We start from the raw sequence: 15,712 nt of genomic DNA, 5'->3' as shown, positions 1-15,712 counted from the left end.
GGTACAAATTCCCGGCCCCTCAGCCGGGAATGCAACTGGTGCTTCTTGCTGTTCCCTCGGCCGGGAATACAGAGCGCAGCTTGCTTCGGTCGGGAATGCAAAGTTGCTGCCCTTCTGCGGCTCTCGGTCGGGAATGCAGCAGCCGTGCATCGTTCGCGAATTCCTGCCCCGAAGGGGCAGAAAAAAAGCAAAAACCAGTCTCCCTCTCCCCGAATCGGGGAGAGGGCCGGGGTGAGGGGCGAGCGCGAACCGGGGAGAGGGCCGGGGTGAGGGGCAAGCGCGAAGCGCGACAATCCCTGCCCCGCGATATCCTCCACCCCATGCCCGATGAGTTCTACCTCGACCCCGCGCGCGTCCGCCGCTCATTCAACCGCGCCGCGCGCAGCTACGACGCAGCAGCTGTCGTTCCGGCAGAAATCCGCAATCGCCTGCTCGAGCGGCTCGATCTCGTCAAACTGCAACCGAAAGTCGTGCTGGACCTCGGCGCCGCCACGGGCCACGCCAGCAAGGCACTGAAGCATCGATATAGAAGTGCCGAAGTCATTGCGCTCGACCTCGCGCCTGCGATGCTGGTGGAAGCGGACCGCCGACAGGGCTGGCTGAAACGCTTTCACCGCGTCGTCGCCGACGCCCATCGGCTGCCCATCAAGGACGGCAGCACGCAGCTGGTCTTCAGCAACCTGATGCTGGAGTGGTGTCACGACCCCGACGCGGTGTTCGCGGAGATCCGGCGAGTCCTGCAGCCTGGCGGACTACTGACATTCGCCACCCTCGGCCCGGATACCTTGGGCGAGTTGCGCGAAGGTTGGCGCAAAATCGACTCGAACCCCCATGTCCACCGCTTCATCGACATGCACGACCTGGGGGATGCCCTGATTCGCGCCGGGCTGGCCGAGCCGGTCATGGACACCGAGCGGTTGACGGTAACTTACCCCCACCTCGACGCATTACTCGAAGAACTGACCGCGAGCGGATCGAGCAATCTGGCCCACGGCCGGGCTCGCGGATTGATGCCCAAAGGCCGCTTGAAGTCCCTGCGAGAGGTAGTCCGCCCGGCCGCTGAACAAGACGCACTACCCGTCTCCGTGGAAGTGGTCTACGGTCATGCGTGGGCCGGCGAGCTGCGGCCCCGGCGTCGCGCGGGGGGTGAAGTACGCGTTCCGATCGCCAATCTGACTCGATTAAAACGTTAATCTTTTTGAAAGACACAGACAGCTACGAAATCAATGTAGGGCCGCTTTGACAATAGAATTTGAACAATGAACGCTCGGGTCGACCTGCCGCCGCCTCGCCCGACCCCGGTGCCCGAACCGGGGGCCCGTCCCATGGAGCGCGTGCTGGAGCTCCGGCCTCACCGGTCGCTCACGCCCAAGACCGCACGCATATTCATCGCCCTGGTGGCCGCTCCCACTTTCGCGGTCGCCCTGATGTTCACGGCACAGGGATTCTGGCCCATCCTGCCATTTGCCGGCCTGGAAATCGGCTTGCTGGCCTGGGCGGTTCGCGCCTCGATGCGCTCGGGACTGGAGCGGGAAACCATCACCGTGACCCAGGACTCCGTAATCGTCAGGCACTGGGATCGCCGTGGCCTGCAGTCATCGGTATTTCCTAGACATTGGGCGAGGGTTACACTCCACGCCCCGCCAGCGGCGCTTCACCCCAGCCGACTCGTCCTGGAGTCGCGTGGTAACGCCTGCGAGGTGGGCAGGTTTCTCACTGAGGACGAGCGCCGCGGCCTAGCGGTTCGTCTCAAGCAGCTGGTGGGGAATATGAACGAGACGCCCGCGCTTTGAACGCAAGCGCGGCGTAGAACTGCGGGCGTGTCGTTAGACCTCGTCCGGCCACGCACGATTCGCGTCCCGTCCGGGGAGCAGGAGCACCCGGGCGAGGTGCGAGCAGAACGAAGCACTTGGGAGCATAAGGGCCAATGAAGATCGTGAAATACGCCGCCGCCGGTTCGATAGCGGGGGCTGCGTTACTGCCCAGCGGGGCGGCGCTCGCGGCATGGGAACTCAACATGCCGGTCGGCGTGACCGAGCTGAGCCGTAACATCCACGGCCTGCACATGCTGATCCTCTGGGTCTGCGTGCTGATCGCCGTCGCTGTGTTCGGCATGATGATCTATTCGATCGTGAAGTTCCGTCACTCCCAGGGCGCGGTGCCGGCCAACTTCGACCACAGCACCAAGGCCGAAATCATCTGGACCATCATCCCGGTCGCCATCCTGGTCGGCATGGCCATTCCCGCCGCCGCCACGCTGGTGAAGATCGAGGACACGCGCGGCTCGGACATGACCGTGAAGGTCACCGGCTACCAGTGGAAGTGGCAGTACGAGTATCTCGATCAGAACGTCAGCTTCTTCTCCACCCTGGCCCGCGACAGCGACGCGGCCCGCCAGACCGGCTCGGGCGCCAATCCATACGAGATCGAGAACTACCTGCTCGAGGTCGACAACCCGATGGTGGTTCCGGTCGGCAAGAAGGTGCGCGTGCTGCTGACCTCCAACGACGTGATCCACTCCTGGTGGGTGCCCGCTTTCGGCATGAAAAAGGACGCCATCCCCGGCTTCGTCAACGAAATGTGGTTCCGCGCCGATGAGCCCGGCATCTATCGCGGCCAGTGTGCCGAGCTGTGCGGACGCGACCACGCCTTCATGCCGGTGGTCGTGAACGTACTATCCGAGGCCGAATACGAGAGCTGGCTGGAGCAGCAGAAGGGCGGCCAGGCAGCCGCGCCTGCTGCGGCTTCGGCGGAGACGGTTGAGAATGCAGCGCCGGCGACGGCCGCTGCCGCGGAGTAAAGAGATCATGGCAAACGCACACGCTCATCACGACAGCTCGCACGCTGGGGCCGCGCACGATCACCACGACCACGGCCCGGCCAAGGGCATCGGTCGCTGGCTGTTCGCGACCAACCACAAAGACATCGGCACGATGTACATGCTGTTCAGCCTGCTGATGTTCTTCGTCGGCGGCGCGATGGCGCTGATCATCCGTGCCGAGCTGTTCCAGCCGGGCATGCAGCTGGTCGATCCGATGTTCTTCAACCAGATGACCACGATGCACGCGCTGGTCATGATCTTCGGCGCGGTCATGCCGGCCTTCGTGGGTCTGGCGAACTGGATGATCCCGCTGCAGGTCGGCGCGCCCGACATGGCGCTGCCGCGCATGAACAACTTCAGCTTCTGGATCCTGCCGTTCGCCTTCACGCTGCTGCTGGCGTCGCTGTTCGTTCCCGGCGGCGCCCCGGCCGGCGGCTGGACCATGTATCCGCCGCTATCCCAGCAGATGGGCGACAGCTTCCCGATGCTGATCTTCGCGGTTCACTTGATGGGCGCGTCCTCAATCATGGGCGCCATCAACGTGATCGTGACCATCATGAACATGCGCGCTCCGGGCATGTCGCTGCTGAAGATGCCGATCTTCGTGTGGACGTGGCTGATCACCGCGTACCTGCTGATCGCGGTGATGCCGGTGCTGGCCGGTGCCGTGACCATGCTGCTGACCGACCACTACTTCGGCACGACCTTCTTCGAAGCGGCCGGTGGCGGCGACCCGGTGATGTTCCAGCACATCTTCTGGTTCTTCGGGCACCCCGAGGTGTACATCATGATCCTGCCGGCGTTCGGCATCGTCTCGGAGATCATCCCGACGTTCGCGCGCAAGCCGCTGTTCGGCTATGACGCGATGGTGTACGCAACCGCCTCGATCGCCTTCCTGTCGTTCATCGTGTGGGCGCACCACATGTTCACGGTGGGCATGCCGCTGGCCGGCCAGATGTTCTTCATGCTGGCGACCATGCTGATCGCGGTGCCGACCGGCGTGAAGGTGTTCAACTGGACCGCGACCATGTTCAAGGGCTCGCTCAGCTTCGAGCCGCCGATGCTGTTCGCGATCTCGTTCCTGTTCCTGTTCACCATCGGCGGTTTCTCGGGCCTGATGCTCGCGATCGTGCCGGCGGACTTCCAGTATCACGACACCTACTTCGTGGTGGCGCACTTCCACTACGTGCTGGTGCCGGGCGCGGTGTTCTCGCTGATGGCCGCCGCCTACTTCTGGCTGCCGAAGTGGACCGGCCACATGTACAACATGAAGCTCGCCAAGGCGCACTTCTGGCTGTCGACCATCTTCGTGAACGTGCTGTTCTTCCCGCAGCACTTCCTGGGCCTGGCCGGCATGCCGCGCCGTATCCCGGACTACGCCACGCAGTTCGCCGACTGGAACATGATCTCGTCGATCGGTGCGTTCGGCTTCGGCCTGTCGCAGCTGCTGTTCGCGTACATCGTGATCTCCTGCATCCGTGGCGGCGAGAAGGCCACCGACAAGGTCTGGGACAGCGGCCGGACGCATGGCCTGGAGTGGACGCTGAGCTCGCCGCCGCCGTATCACAGCTTCGAAACCGCTCCTGAAGTGAAGTAATGGCCAGCGAGATCAGAGATAACGAACGTAAGCGTGGCGTGCAGCGCACGGTCCTGTGGCTGGTGCTGCTCGCCGCGACGTTCTACTTCGGCTTCATCGCCATGGCGGTGATGCGAGCCCACTGACGCGCGAGACGACGTGACCGACCCAGCGCAAAAAAAGGCCAATCGCTCGCTGACCCGGCAGCTGTGGATCTTCTCTGCCGGCTTCTTCGCGTTCGGCTTCGCGCTGGTGCCGCTGTACGACGTCATCTGCGACGTTACTGGTTACGGCGATCGCACCAAGCTGGTGGAAGCCAGCTCGTTCACCGCCGCAGAGGACAAGAACCGGGTGGTGACCATCGAGCTGCTGTCGGACTCGCCGCAAATCGGCGATTGGGAGTTCCGGCCCGAGGTCGGCTCGATCGAGGTGCATCCCGGCCGTTTGTACGAAGCGAAGTTCTACGCCCGCAACCTGCGCGTGCAGCCGGTGGTGGCCCAGGCCATTCCCGACATCGCGCCACGACTGGCGACCAAGTACTTCCACAAGACCGATTGTTTCTGTTTCACACCGCAGCCCTTCGATGCTCTGCAGGAGCGGGAGCTGACGGTGCGCTTCATCGTCGACCCGAAGCTGCCGATGAACATCGATCGCCTGACGCTCTCCTATGCCATGTATGACGGCAAAGGCACGAGCTGACGTTTTTGTATGAACCGGATTTGAACTGACTGGCAGACGTTAAAAGCTATGGCCCACGCAACCACGACGCACGCGCCGTCCGAAAAATACTACGTCCCACACAGTAGCCCGTGGCCGCTCGTCGGCTCGCTGGCGCTGTTCACCACCGTCGGTGGAGCGGCACTGTGGCTGAACCAATCCAATGCCGGTCCCTGGGTGCTGAGCATCGGGTTGCTCATCCTGCTGGTCATGTTCGCCGGCTGGTTCGGCGCCGTGATCAAGGAGAGCGAAGGCCGCTTCTACAATGACGCGGTGGACCGCTCGTTCCGCATGGGCATGATGTGGTTCATCTTCTCCGAAGTCATGTTCTTCGCGGCGTTCTTCGGCGCGCTGTGGTACGCACGTAACTTCTCCGTGCCGTGGCTCGGCGGTGAAGGCACTCGCGCCCTGACCAAGATCCTCCGCGGTGACGACTACGAAGCCACGTGGCCGACCGACGGCCCGGGCGACGTGGGCGGCGACTTCGAGGTGATTCCCGCGTTCGGCCTGCCGGCGATCAACACCGCGATCCTGCTGACCTCGGGTGTGACGATCACCATCGCCCACCACGCGATCAAGTCCGGCAACCGCGCCCTCCTGAACATCTTCCTGGCGGCCACCTTCCTGCTGGGCTTCCTGTTCGTGTACCTGCAGGGCCACGAGTACATCGAGGCCTACCAGCACTACAACCTGAAGCTGACCTCAGGCATCTACGGCTCGACGTTCTTCTTGCTGACCGGCTTCCACGGTTTCCACGTCACCATGGGCGCCATCATGCTGGTGGTGATCTGGTTGCGTTGCCTGAAGGGTCACTTCACGCCGACGCATCACTTCGCGTTCGAGGGCGTGGCCTGGTACTGGCACTTCGTCGACGTGGTGTGGCTGGGCCTGTTCGTATTCGTGTACTGGTTATAACCAGCCAACATCGATCCCGGCGGAGCGCTCGCGCAGTTGGGCGCTCCGACACCTCACTCCAGCCGCCGCTTCATCCGAACGCGGCGGCTTTGTTTTACAGCCCGTGCGGCGTGATCATTCCTTGCGACCACGCCAGCAGCAGGAGCAGGAACAGCAGCACCGACAGTCCGACGCGGACCGACAATGCGTTCACCATCTTCTTCGAGTGACCTTTGTCGGCCACCAGGTAGAACAGGCTCGAGGCCATGGTGAGCACGATGGCGACCAGGCCGGCGATGATGAAAACTTTGATCATGAGACACACTCCCGATCCGGTTCGGCGGATCCAGTCCAGTATATCGTGAGCGCCTCCGACACACCGGGGAAACGCCGCGTCTGGCGCCCGAGTCCGCTCGGGGCGGCGCTGACCGTACTGGGCACGACGCTGCTATTGCAGCTTGGCTTCTGGCAACTCGGTCGGGCCGAGCAGAAACGGATGCTGCTCGACCAATATGCCCGCGGTCAGCAGACCCAGATCGAGATCACCCCGCAAAACGCCGACACGCTGGCTCGCTATCAGCGAGTTGAGGTGTCCGGTCGCTACGATCCGTCGCATCAGATCCTGCTCGACAACATGCCGTCGCAGGCCGGGCAGCCGGGGTATCGCGTGCTGACACCAATGCAGACCGCGGCGGGCTGGTTGCTGGTCGATCGCGGCTGGCTGCCTCTGGGCAGCACGCGCGCGGATTTGCCAGACATCCGTGTCGGTGATGACGAGCGAACGATCACGGGCACGATCGACGACTTGCCGCGAGCCGGCATCGAGCTCGACACACCGGCCATCGATGCGAATGCCCCCTGGCCTCGTGTGCTGAGTTTCCCGAAGCACTCCGTACTCGAACAACAGTTGGGACATGCGCTGCTGCCGGGTTTGTTGTTGCTCGATGCTTCACAACCCGACGGATACGAGCGTGCATGGGAAGCACATATCGCGGTCACACCCGAGCGGCACATTGGCTATGCGGTCCAGTGGTTCGCGCTCGCGGCCGCGGCCGTGATCATTTTCATCGTCACCAGTTTTCGTACCAAGAAGGCAACAGATGAATCGTCCCGCTGAAGCCCGTTCACGCAAACAGATCTGGATTCTGATCGGTGCATTCTTCGCGCCGCTGGCCCTGGCCTTCCTGCTGTATTACGGCCTGGATATCCGGCCGCATGGCAGCACCAACCACGGCGATCTCATTCATCCGCCGGTAACACTCCCGGAGGTGGCGTTGCCGAGCATCGCGGATCAAACATTTGCAGCTGATGCACTGCGCGGCAAGTGGAGCATTGTTTATATCGGCGACGGTGCTTGCGACGAACGATGCCGGGAAGCACTTACGTTGATGCGCCAAACGAGACTCGCCTTGGGCGACGACATGAGCCGTGTGCAACGAGTGTTTCTGGTCAGCGGCAACTGCTGCGACCAGGCTTATCTGGATGCCGAACATAGCGGTCTGTTGCTCGGGCGCATCGACAATCCTGCGGGGCAGACATTATTAGAACCATTCCCCGATACAACACAGGCCAGCACGCTTGGCCGAATTTATCTGGTCGATCCGCTCGGCAATCTGATGATGAAGTACGAGCCTGGTGCGCCGCAGAAAGGTTTGTTGACCGATTTGAAGAAGCTATTGAAGCTGTCGCATATCGGATAACTGTGACAAACTCGCCCCGCAAGCGAGGGAGTGCGCCACGGCATTCTCTCGCGCGGCAGACCGATCATTACAAAGAGGTATCGCGTAACGGTTGAGCTATTGCGTTCCGCAATCGGGGGCTTGCCATGAAATGCATCTACTATCTGTCGCCCACGCTGAAATGCACTCAGGACGTGGCCGATGATCTGCATCGAGTGGGCGTTGAAGATTTCTATCTGCACGTGGTGTCCAGGGACGAGAGCGGCCTCAACAAACAGCACATCCATTCCTCGAATTACCTGGAGACACTCGACATCGTCCGCGACGGCTTCATCGGTGCCGCGCTTGGTTTCATCGTCGGGTTGATCGGTGTTTCCCTGCTGATGTACTTCAAGCCCTTCGGCCCCACCGTGGAAGTTCCCACGCTGGTGTATGCCATTCTGGTGGGCGCGGCCACGCTGTTCGGCGCGTGGGAAGGCGGCCTGACTGGCATTGCAACAGAGAACAAAAAGCTGCGCCGGTTCCGCGACGACATTGCCGCCGGCAAATATCTGATTCTGGTGTACGTGCGCAAACATCAGGAAGCGACGGTGCGCAAGATGATGGAAGAGCGTCATCCCGACGCCGAGCTGGTTGCCGTCGACACTCATGTCATCAATCCATTCACCGACGTGGATCGAGTGGCGCGGCCTTCCCACGGCGTGACTGCGCCCAGGGTCTGACTACCGCTCAAAGCAACACAGCTCAAGGGCAACACAGCTCAAGGGCAACACAGCTCAAGGATCGGCAGAGGGGGTATCGGCGATGGTGATTGCGATCGCGATTATCGTGCTCGTCGTGGCCACGGTGCTGTTTCATTTCCTGAGTCCGTGGTGGTTCACGCCGATTGCTTCCAACTGGGACATGGTCGACTCGACCGTCGCTGTGACCTTCTGGGTCACCGGCATCGTGTTCGTCGCGGTGAATCTGTTTCTGGCCTACGCGATCATTCGTTACCGCCACCGCAAGGGCAACAAGGCGCACTACGAGCCCGAGAACAAGAAACTCGAGTGGTGGCTCACAGGCCTGACCTCGGTGGGCATCGCGGCGATGCTCGCGCCAGGACTGCAGGTCTGGGCCAAGTTCGTGACGGTGCCTGAAGACGCTTCAGTCGTCGAAGTGATCGGGCAGCAGTGGGCCTGGTCGTATCGCTTTCCCGGCAAGGATGGCGAGCTGGGCAAGGCCGACAACACGCTGATCAGCGTCGACAATCCTTTCGGCATGGAAGCGAACGATCCGGTGGGGCAGGACGACGTGCTGGTCTCTCATCCGCAGCTGCATCTCCCGGTCGGCAAGCCGGTGAAGTTCGTGTTGCGCGCGAAGGATGTAAATCATCAATTCGCCGTGCCGCAGTTTCGCGTGAAGATGGACATGGTGCCGGGAATGGTCACCTACTTCTGGCTCACGCCCACGCGCACCGGCGAGTTCGACATTTTGTGCGAGCAACTCTGCGGTATCGCTCACTTCGCCATGCGAGGTCGCGTCGTCGTCGACTCGGCAGAGCAATTCGACACCTGGCTCGCGGCACAACCCACGTTCGAGAAAACCGTCATGGCCGCCAAAGGCGATCCCGCTGCCGGTAAGGCGTTGTTTGCTGCTTGCACCGCGTGCCATGGCGCGCAGGCCGAAGGCAATCGCGAAGTGAATGCGCCCAAGCTCAGCGGTCAATCCGACTGGTACCTGGTGCGCCAGCTGCAAAGCTTCAAAGGTGGCGTGCGCGGCGCGCACGAACAGGATACGTATGCCAAACAGATGATTCCGTTTGCGTCCATGCTCGCCGATGACCAGGCGATCCGCAACGTGGTCGCTTACATAAAGACGTTGCCGGAAGTGCGGCCCGCCGCCAGCGTGGTCGGCAATCCGGTGCGTGGCCGGGAATTGTATGAAACCTGTTCCGCCTGCCATGGCAGCTCCGCGAAGGGCATCTGGGCCACGAACGCGCCGCGCCTGTCGAACATGAGCGACTGGTACATGGCGCGACAGTTACGAAACTTCCGCGACGGCATTCGCGGCGGCCATCCGCAGGACTTCCATGGCTCGCAGATGAGCTCCATGGCGCGGGTGCTCACCGACGACAGGGCCATCGCCGATGTGCTCGATTACGTGCGGACGCTGTGAACGACGCTCTTAATTTGACCTGCGATGAAACCGTAATGCATCTGTGAAGCTCGAACCGGCGCTGGATCGCCGGCCACGCAACATCCAGAAGGAGAGCGACTCGATGGCCTTCGTAGCAATCGCCGATCGCGACCGTGAGCACGCCCTGCACGATCCGCAGAGCTTCGTTCGCAAGTACATCTGGAGCCAGGATCACAAGGTCATCGCCATCCAGTACGCGGTGGTGGCCATCAGCATCGGCCTGGTGGCACTGGCGATGTCGGTGCTGATGCGCCTGCAGCTCGGCTTTCCCGATACCTTCAGGCTGATCGCCCCGCAGGAGTACTACCAGTACATCACCATGCACGGGATGATCATGGTGATCTATCTGCTCACCGCCTTGTTCCTCGGTGGCTTCGGCAACTATCTCATTCCATTGATGCTGGGCGCGCGGGACATGGTGTTTCCGTACTTGAACATGCTCAGCTTCTGGTTCTACCTGCTCGCGGTGCTGGTGCTGTGCGCGGGTTTCTTCATACCCGGAGGTCCGACCGGAGCCGGCTGGACGCTATATCCACCGCAGGCGGTGTTACCGGGGACCCCGGGAGCGAGCTGGGGCATCATTTGCATGCTCGCCTCGCTCGCCATCTTCATCGTCGCCTTCACCATGGGTGGCCTGAACTATGCGACGACCATTCTGCAGGCCCGCTGCCGCGGCATGACCTTGATGCGCATGCCACTGTCGATCTGGGGCATCTTCATGGCGACGATTCTCGGCTTGCTGGCCTTCCCGGCGCTGTTCGTGTCCGCGATCATGATGGCGCTGGACTCGTTGATCGGCACCAGCTTCTTCATGCCGGCCGTTTCCTCGATGGGCGAACCGACGGTGCACACCGGCGGCAGTCCGCTGCTGTTCCAGCATTTGTTCTGGTTCTTCGGTCATCCCGAGGTCTATATCGTCGCGCTGCCGGCGTTCGGCATCGTGTCCGATCTGCTCAGCACGCACGCGCGCCGTAACATCTTCGGTTATCGCATGATGGTGTGGGCCATCCTGGCGATCGGCTGCCTGAGCTTCGTGGTGTGGGCCCACCACATGTATGTCAGCGGCATGAACCCCTACTTCGGCTTCTTCTTCGCCACCACGACATTGATCATCGCCGTGCCCACGGCCATCAAGGTCTACAACTGGGTGCTCACCATCTGGCGCGGCAACGTGCATCTCACGGTGCCGATGCTGTTCGCGATCGGCTTCATCTTCACGTTCATCAACGGCGGCTTGACCGGATTGTTTCTGGGCAATGTGACCGTCGACGTGCCGTTGTCCGGCACGTACTTCGTGGTCGCGCACTTCCACATGGTGATGGGCGTGTCGCCGATCCTGGTGGTGTTCGGCGCGATCTATCACTGGTACCCGAAGATCACCGGACGCATGTTCGACCAGCGGCTGGGCAAGTTCCACTTCTGGATGACCTTCCTGGGCACCTACGCGATCTTCCTGCCGATGCACTACATGGGCATCCTCGGAGTGCCGCGCCGCTACTACGCCTACCCCGACGCCATCCAGTTCATTCCGCCATCGATCCACGAGGCCAATCAGTGGATCACCGTTTCGGCGCTGCTCGTCGCCGCTTCGCAGCTGGTGTTCCTGTACAACCTGGTGCATTCGTACTTCAAAGGGCCGGTCGCCGATCCCAATCCATGGCGGGCAACCACGCTGGAATGGCAAACGCCGGAGACACCGCCGAAGCACGGCAACTGGGGCAAGGAACTCCCGGAAGTGCATCGCTGGGCTTATGACTACAGCGTGCCCGGTGCGCCGGAAGACTTCATTCCCCAGAATGTGCCGCACTCGGAGCAGACACCCGCCGGTCGCGAGCACGGAGTGCCGACATGAGCTTGACGGTCGCGTATGCAGCGCTGGCTACGGGCATCATCGTCTGGGCGGTGCTCGTTACGAAGTTCCGCGCCAAGCCTTGGGAGAGGCAAGCAGCTACTGCTGAGGGTGCAGACCTGCCCGTGGCCTCGCCCAAGCGCATCGGGCTCTGGATTTTTCTCGCAGTCATCACTTCGCTGTTTTGTTTGTTCGTGTCGGCGTACTACATGCGCATGGGCAATCACGCCGGTCATGGCATGCCCGGCGCTGTCGGCGATTGGGCGGCGATTCGCGATCCTTCGATTCTTTGGTTCAACACCCTGCTGCTCATCTGCGGCAGCGTCGCCATGCAATCCGCGAAAGCAGCGGTTGCCCGCAGCCAGGTGCAGCAGGTTCGGGTGCGGCTGTTTGCTGCCGGGCTGCTGACCTTCGCCTTTCTCATCGGCCAATGGCTGGCCTGGCGCGAGCTGCGTTACTCGGAGCTGTTCTCGCCGGCGAATCCGGCCGTCGCCTTCTTCTACGTGCTCACCGCCGTGCATGGTCTGCATCTGGTGGGTGGGCTGGTCGTGTGGGCGCGCACGCTGACGCGATCGCTGCGTAAGGATGTCGAGCTGATCGACGTGCGCCTGAGCGTGGAGCTCACCTCGGTCTACTGGCACTACCTGCTGCTGGTGTGGCTGGGGCTGTTCGCCCTCCTGTTATCGACGTGAGCCTGTCGACTCGAGTCGCCGCTTCGAACGAGAGCAACCATGAGCAACAACCCGACGGCATTGGAACCCGGCTTGCGCGGCGTGGTGAAAGACTGGTCCGCCGACAAACAGGCGTTCCCGGTGCCGTGGGGCAAGGCGATGATGTGGATCTTCCTGCTCTCGGACACTTTCATCTTCACTTGTTTCCTCACGTCGTACATGAACGTGCGCATGTCGACGCTCGACACCTGGCCCAACCCCAGCGAGGTGTTCGCGCTGACGGTCGCCGGTCACGACATTCCATTGCTGCTGATCGCGATCATGACCATGGTGCTGATCACCAGCAGCGGCACCATGGCGATGGCGGTGAACTTCGGTTATCGGCGCGATCGCAAGCGCACCGCGCAGCTGATGTTTGCAACGGCGGCACTCGGCTTGTGTTTCGTCGGCATGCAGGCATTCGAGTGGACCAAGCTGATCGTCGATGAAGGCGTGCGGCCCTGGGGCAATCCGATGGGCGCGGCGCAGTTCGGCTCCTCGTTCTTCATGATCACTGGTTTTCACGGCCTGCACGTGAGCGGCGGCGTGATCTATCTCAGCGTGGTCGCATACCGCGTGCTGACGGGCTTCTACGATCGCAAGGGCACTTACGAAACGGTCGAGATCGCCGGCCTGTACTGGCACTTCGTCGACTTGGTGTGGGTGTTCATTTTCGCGTTTTTCTACTTGTGGTGACGTATCGCTCGGGAGCGATCCGCCACCCGACAAAGCTTTGAGGAGATCGCTATGAACCAGGCGGTGATACAGGACGACATTGCGGAGCAGGTACGCGACTCCTCCAGCCATGCAGGCCATGCCAAGGGCGCCGGACATGCGGCACACGCTGACGGCCAGCAGCACCCGATCAAGCTGTACCTGTGGATCTGGGCACTGCTGTTCGTATTCAGCGCGTTCTCCTACATGATCGATTATTTCCAGCTGCAGGGCGCGCTGCGCTGGACGCTGATCCTGCTTTTCATGTTCCTCAAGGCGAGCTTCATCGTCGCGGTGTTCATGCACATGGCCTGGGAGCGGCTGGCGCTGAAGATGGCCATCCTGGTGCCGCCGCTGACGCTGCTGGTGCTGATCGGGTTGATGGCCATCGAGGGCGATTACACGTTCCTGACGCGGCTGGCGTCGTTCGTGAAATAGGGCACCCGGCAGCGGGACAAAGCGTCCCACGGCGACACAAGACGGGCCGGGGCGATTATCATTGCGCCCCGCTAAAATCGGCCGTCGCTCCAACTGCCTCATGACTCCACGTTTGGTCCTGTTTCGCCGCCTGGCGCTCGCCGGCGTGCTGCTCGCGCTGGTCGTCGTAGTGCTGGGCGCCTGGGTGCGCCTGAGTGCCGCGGGCCTGGGTTGTCCGGACTGGCCGGGCTGTTATGGCCACCTCACCGCCGGCAGCGCGGCCGAGAACGTGGACGCCGTCAACCAGGCCTTCCCGCACCGGCCGTTCGAGTACCACAAGGCCATCAAGGAGATGGTGCACCGGTATTTCGCCTCGGGCCTGGGCATGCTGATCCTGGTGCTCGCCGGCCTGGCCATCGCCAATCGCAAGGACCCGCGGCAGCCGCTGGCTCTGCCGATTGCGCTGGTGGCCCTGGTGATCTTTCAGGGCCTGCTGGGCATGTGGACGGTGACGCTGCTGCTCAAGCCGCTGATCGTGGTTCTGCATCTGGTCGGCGGCCTGACGACGCTGTCGCTGCTGGCATGGCTGGCGATGCATACTCCCGAACCTGCTGCACGTCCGCAGCCTGCCAACGCGGGCTTGCGCAAGCTCGCGGGCGTGGGGCTGGCCGTGCTCGCCCTGCAGATCATGCTCGGCGGCTGGACCAGCAGTAACTACGCCGCGTTGGCCTGTCCCGACTTCCCGACTTGCCAGAACAGCTACTGGCCGGACATGGACATGAAAGATGCGTTCGTGCTGTGGCGAGGCCTGGGCATCGACTACGAGGGTGGCGTGCTCAACCATCCGGCGCGCGTGGCAATTCATTTCGTGCATCGGCTCGGCGCCATCGCCGCCGCCGTCATCCTCGGTGTGCTGAGCGTGCTCGCCTGGCGACGAGGAACCACGCCCGCGGTACGAACAGCAGGGGTCGTACTGGGGCTGGTGCTCATCGCACAACTCATCCTCGGCCCGATCATGGTCATGCGCGCACTGCCGCTGTCCTTGGCAACTGCCCACAACGCCGTGGCGGCGCTGTTGTTGCTGGCCACGGTCCGCATGAACCGCTTGCTCAGATAGTGGCCAGCGGATAGCGGCTAGGGGTTAGTGCAGAGACCCCTTGTTGCGGTCTTTTCTGTTCGGACTAGCCACTAACCACCAACCGCCAACCGCTAATCTGTAGAATCCCTCGCTGGTCACCGCCGTCCCTACTATGTCCGCCGTGGAAACCTCTTCACTTCAGCCCGCCGCCTCCTGGCGCGATTACTACGAGCTGGGCAAGCCGCGCGTGGTAATGCTGATCATGTTCACGGCCATTGCCGGCATGTTCCTGGCGGCACCGGGCTTCCCGCCGGCGAATGCACTGATTTTTGGCACGCTGGGCATCGCGTTGGCGGCCTCGGCGGCGGCCGCGGTCAATCACGTGCTCGACCGCCGCTTTGATGAACAGATGGCGCGCACTCGTAATCGCCCGCTGCCGACTGGTCACCTCACCGAGCGTCAGGCGCTGAGCTATGCGCTGGTGCTGGCAGTGGTCTCCATGGTGCTGCTGTGGGGCTGTGTGAATGCGCTGACAGCCGTGCTCACGTTTGGCTCGTTGATCGGCTACGCCATCATCTACACGGTCTGGCTCAAGCATGCGACTCCGCAGAACATCGTGATCGGCGGTGCCGCCGGCGCAGCGCCGCCCGTCCTCGGCTGGACCGCCGTCACCGGTTCAGTCGATCCGCATGCCTTGCTGCTGTTCCTGATCATCTTCACCTGGACGCCACCGCACTTCTGGGCGCTGGCCATCGCGCGCCGAGATGAATATGCCAAGGCCGGCATTCCCATGCTGCCGGTCGCGTACAGCAACGACTTCACTCGCCTGCATATCCTGCTGTACACGATCCTGCTCGTGATCGTGACCTTGTTGCCGTATCTCACCGGCATGAGCGGGCTGATCTATCTGGCCGCGGCCCTGATCCTCGGTGGCGTATTCCTGTTCCGCGCCTTGCAGCTCAAGGTGCGCCAGGACGCGCGTCTGCCGATGCGAACCTTCGGTTTCTCGATCACCTACCTGGCACTGTTGTTCGCCGCGCTGTTGATCGATCACTACATAGTCATACGGCTGGCATAGC

At 62.2% G+C, this 15,712-nt stretch carries 18 protein-coding genes; 17 read left to right on the top strand and 1 reads right to left on the bottom strand.

Annotation, left to right across the window (positions count from 1 at the left end; all coding sequences use genetic code 11):
• The first annotated feature begins 29 nt into the window (after nt 1-29).
• From VGE08_RS03120 to VGE08_RS03090, 7 genes are all read left to right on the top strand, one after another.
• Nucleotides 30-1,193, top strand: coding sequence for a methyltransferase domain-containing protein (locus VGE08_RS03120; protein WP_331066395.1), 1,164 nt, complete (start codon nt 30-32; stop codon nt 1,191-1,193).
• Nucleotides 1,194-1,259: 66 nt separating this feature from the next.
• A complete protein-coding gene (locus VGE08_RS03115) occupies nt 1,260-1,793 on the top strand; it encodes a DUF2244 domain-containing protein (protein ID WP_331066394.1) in 534 nt (177 codons plus the stop codon).
• A 134-nt stretch (nt 1,794-1,927) separates the two neighbouring features.
• A complete protein-coding gene (gene coxB, locus VGE08_RS03110) occupies nt 1,928-2,800 on the top strand; it encodes a cytochrome c oxidase subunit II (protein WP_331066393.1) in 873 nt (290 codons plus the stop codon).
• A 7-nt stretch (nt 2,801-2,807) separates the two neighbouring features.
• On the top strand, nt 2,808-4,418 hold the full coding sequence (ctaD, locus tag VGE08_RS03105) for a cytochrome c oxidase subunit I (protein WP_331066392.1): 1,611 nt from the start codon (nt 2,808-2,810) through the stop codon (nt 4,416-4,418).
• Complete coding sequence (locus VGE08_RS03100; protein ID WP_331066391.1) at nt 4,418-4,543, top strand: hypothetical protein; 126 nt, start codon at nt 4,418-4,420, stop codon at nt 4,541-4,543. The genes ctaD and VGE08_RS03100 overlap by 1 nt, the downstream gene beginning before the upstream one ends.
• 13 nt (nt 4,544-4,556) lie before the next feature.
• Entirely contained in the window at nt 4,557-5,096 is a 540-nt protein-coding gene (locus VGE08_RS03095; protein WP_331066390.1) for a cytochrome c oxidase assembly protein, read from the top strand.
• Nucleotides 5,097-5,144: 48 nt separating this feature from the next.
• Nucleotides 5,145-6,029 carry a cytochrome c oxidase subunit 3 gene (locus VGE08_RS03090; RefSeq protein WP_331066389.1) on the top strand — a complete coding sequence of 295 codons (885 nt, stop codon included), beginning with the start codon at nt 5,145-5,147 and terminating at the stop codon, nt 6,027-6,029.
• A 94-nt stretch (nt 6,030-6,123) separates the two neighbouring features.
• On the opposite strand, the gene VGE08_RS03085 is transcribed toward VGE08_RS03090, so the two are convergent.
• Entirely contained in the window at nt 6,124-6,324 is a 201-nt protein-coding gene (locus VGE08_RS03085; RefSeq protein ID WP_331066388.1) for a DUF2909 domain-containing protein, read from the bottom strand.
• Between the two features lie 45 nt (nt 6,325-6,369).
• On the opposite strand from VGE08_RS03085, the gene VGE08_RS03080 reads away from it, so the two are divergent.
• From VGE08_RS03080 to VGE08_RS03035, 10 genes are all read left to right on the top strand, one after another.
• On the top strand, nt 6,370-7,125 hold the full coding sequence (locus VGE08_RS03080; protein ID WP_331066387.1) for an SURF1 family protein: 756 nt from the start codon (nt 6,370-6,372) through the stop codon (nt 7,123-7,125).
• A complete protein-coding gene (locus VGE08_RS03075; RefSeq protein ID WP_331066386.1) occupies nt 7,109-7,708 on the top strand; it encodes a hypothetical protein in 600 nt (199 codons plus the stop codon). The genes VGE08_RS03080 and VGE08_RS03075 overlap by 17 nt, the downstream gene beginning before the upstream one ends.
• A 125-nt stretch (nt 7,709-7,833) precedes the next feature.
• A complete protein-coding gene (locus VGE08_RS03070) occupies nt 7,834-8,409 on the top strand; it encodes a hypothetical protein (RefSeq protein ID WP_331066385.1) in 576 nt (191 codons plus the stop codon).
• Nucleotides 8,410-8,491: 82 nt separating this feature from the next.
• Nucleotides 8,492-9,844 (top strand): c-type cytochrome, encoded by a 1,353-nt coding sequence (locus tag VGE08_RS03065; RefSeq protein WP_331066384.1) that lies wholly within the window; start codon nt 8,492-8,494, stop codon nt 9,842-9,844.
• A gap of 103 nt (nt 9,845-9,947) precedes the next feature.
• Entirely contained in the window at nt 9,948-11,717 is a 1,770-nt protein-coding gene (locus VGE08_RS03060) for a cbb3-type cytochrome c oxidase subunit I (protein ID WP_349258609.1), read from the top strand.
• Nucleotides 11,714-12,406: a cytochrome c oxidase subunit 3 gene (locus tag VGE08_RS03055; RefSeq protein ID WP_331066382.1), complete on the top strand. Its 693-nt coding sequence runs from the start codon at nt 11,714-11,716 to the stop codon at nt 12,404-12,406. Before VGE08_RS03060 ends, VGE08_RS03055 begins: the two co-directional genes overlap by 4 nt.
• Before the next feature lie 39 nt (nt 12,407-12,445).
• Nucleotides 12,446-13,120 carry a heme-copper oxidase subunit III family protein gene (locus VGE08_RS03050; RefSeq protein WP_331066381.1) on the top strand — a complete coding sequence of 225 codons (675 nt, stop codon included), beginning with the start codon at nt 12,446-12,448 and terminating at the stop codon, nt 13,118-13,120.
• A 51-nt stretch (nt 13,121-13,171) separates the two neighbouring features.
• Entirely contained in the window at nt 13,172-13,576 is a 405-nt protein-coding gene (locus tag VGE08_RS03045; RefSeq protein WP_331066380.1) for a cytochrome C oxidase subunit IV family protein, read from the top strand.
• Nucleotides 13,577-13,676: 100 nt separating this feature from the next.
• Nucleotides 13,677-14,672 carry a COX15/CtaA family protein gene (locus VGE08_RS03040; protein ID WP_331066379.1) on the top strand — a complete coding sequence of 332 codons (996 nt, stop codon included), beginning with the start codon at nt 13,677-13,679 and terminating at the stop codon, nt 14,670-14,672.
• 133 nt (nt 14,673-14,805) lie between these two features.
• Entirely contained in the window at nt 14,806-15,711 is a 906-nt protein-coding gene (locus VGE08_RS03035; protein WP_331066378.1) for a heme o synthase, read from the top strand.
• The last annotated feature ends 1 nt before the right edge of the window (nt 15,712 follow it).

Source organism: Steroidobacter sp. (assembly GCF_036406195.1).
In the GTDB taxonomy this organism is placed as follows: Bacteria; Pseudomonadota; Gammaproteobacteria; order Steroidobacterales; family Steroidobacteraceae; genus Steroidobacter.
Note: the sequence above shows the minus strand (reverse complement) of the source record. Positions and strands in the feature narration are given on the sequence as shown.

Coding starts and splice junctions, on each gene's coding strand:
- VGE08_RS03120 (WP_331066395.1), top strand. CDS start 30: ATGCAACTGGTGCTTCTTGCTGTTCCCTCGGCCGGGAATACAGAGCGC.
- VGE08_RS03115 (WP_331066394.1), top strand. CDS start 1,260: ATGAACGCTCGGGTCGACCTGCCGCCGCCTCGCCCGACCCCGGTGCCC.
- coxB (WP_331066393.1), top strand. CDS start 1,928: ATGAAGATCGTGAAATACGCCGCCGCCGGTTCGATAGCGGGGGCTGCG.
- ctaD (WP_331066392.1), top strand. CDS start 2,808: ATGGCAAACGCACACGCTCATCACGACAGCTCGCACGCTGGGGCCGCG.
- VGE08_RS03100 (WP_331066391.1), top strand. CDS start 4,418: ATGGCCAGCGAGATCAGAGATAACGAACGTAAGCGTGGCGTGCAGCGC.
- VGE08_RS03090 (WP_331066389.1), top strand. CDS start 5,145: ATGGCCCACGCAACCACGACGCACGCGCCGTCCGAAAAATACTACGTC.
- VGE08_RS03085 (WP_331066388.1), bottom strand. CDS start 6,324: ATGATCAAAGTTTTCATCATCGCCGGCCTGGTCGCCATCGTGCTCACC.
- VGE08_RS03075 (WP_331066386.1), top strand. CDS start 7,109: ATGAATCGTCCCGCTGAAGCCCGTTCACGCAAACAGATCTGGATTCTG.
- VGE08_RS03070 (WP_331066385.1), top strand. CDS start 7,834: ATGAAATGCATCTACTATCTGTCGCCCACGCTGAAATGCACTCAGGAC.
- VGE08_RS03065 (WP_331066384.1), top strand. CDS start 8,492: ATGGTGATTGCGATCGCGATTATCGTGCTCGTCGTGGCCACGGTGCTG.
- VGE08_RS03060 (WP_349258609.1), top strand. CDS start 9,948: ATGGCCTTCGTAGCAATCGCCGATCGCGACCGTGAGCACGCCCTGCAC.
- VGE08_RS03055 (WP_331066382.1), top strand. CDS start 11,714: ATGAGCTTGACGGTCGCGTATGCAGCGCTGGCTACGGGCATCATCGTC.
- VGE08_RS03050 (WP_331066381.1), top strand. CDS start 12,446: ATGAGCAACAACCCGACGGCATTGGAACCCGGCTTGCGCGGCGTGGTG.
- VGE08_RS03045 (WP_331066380.1), top strand. CDS start 13,172: ATGAACCAGGCGGTGATACAGGACGACATTGCGGAGCAGGTACGCGAC.
- VGE08_RS03040 (WP_331066379.1), top strand. CDS start 13,677: ATGACTCCACGTTTGGTCCTGTTTCGCCGCCTGGCGCTCGCCGGCGTG.
- VGE08_RS03035 (WP_331066378.1), top strand. CDS start 14,806: ATGTCCGCCGTGGAAACCTCTTCACTTCAGCCCGCCGCCTCCTGGCGC.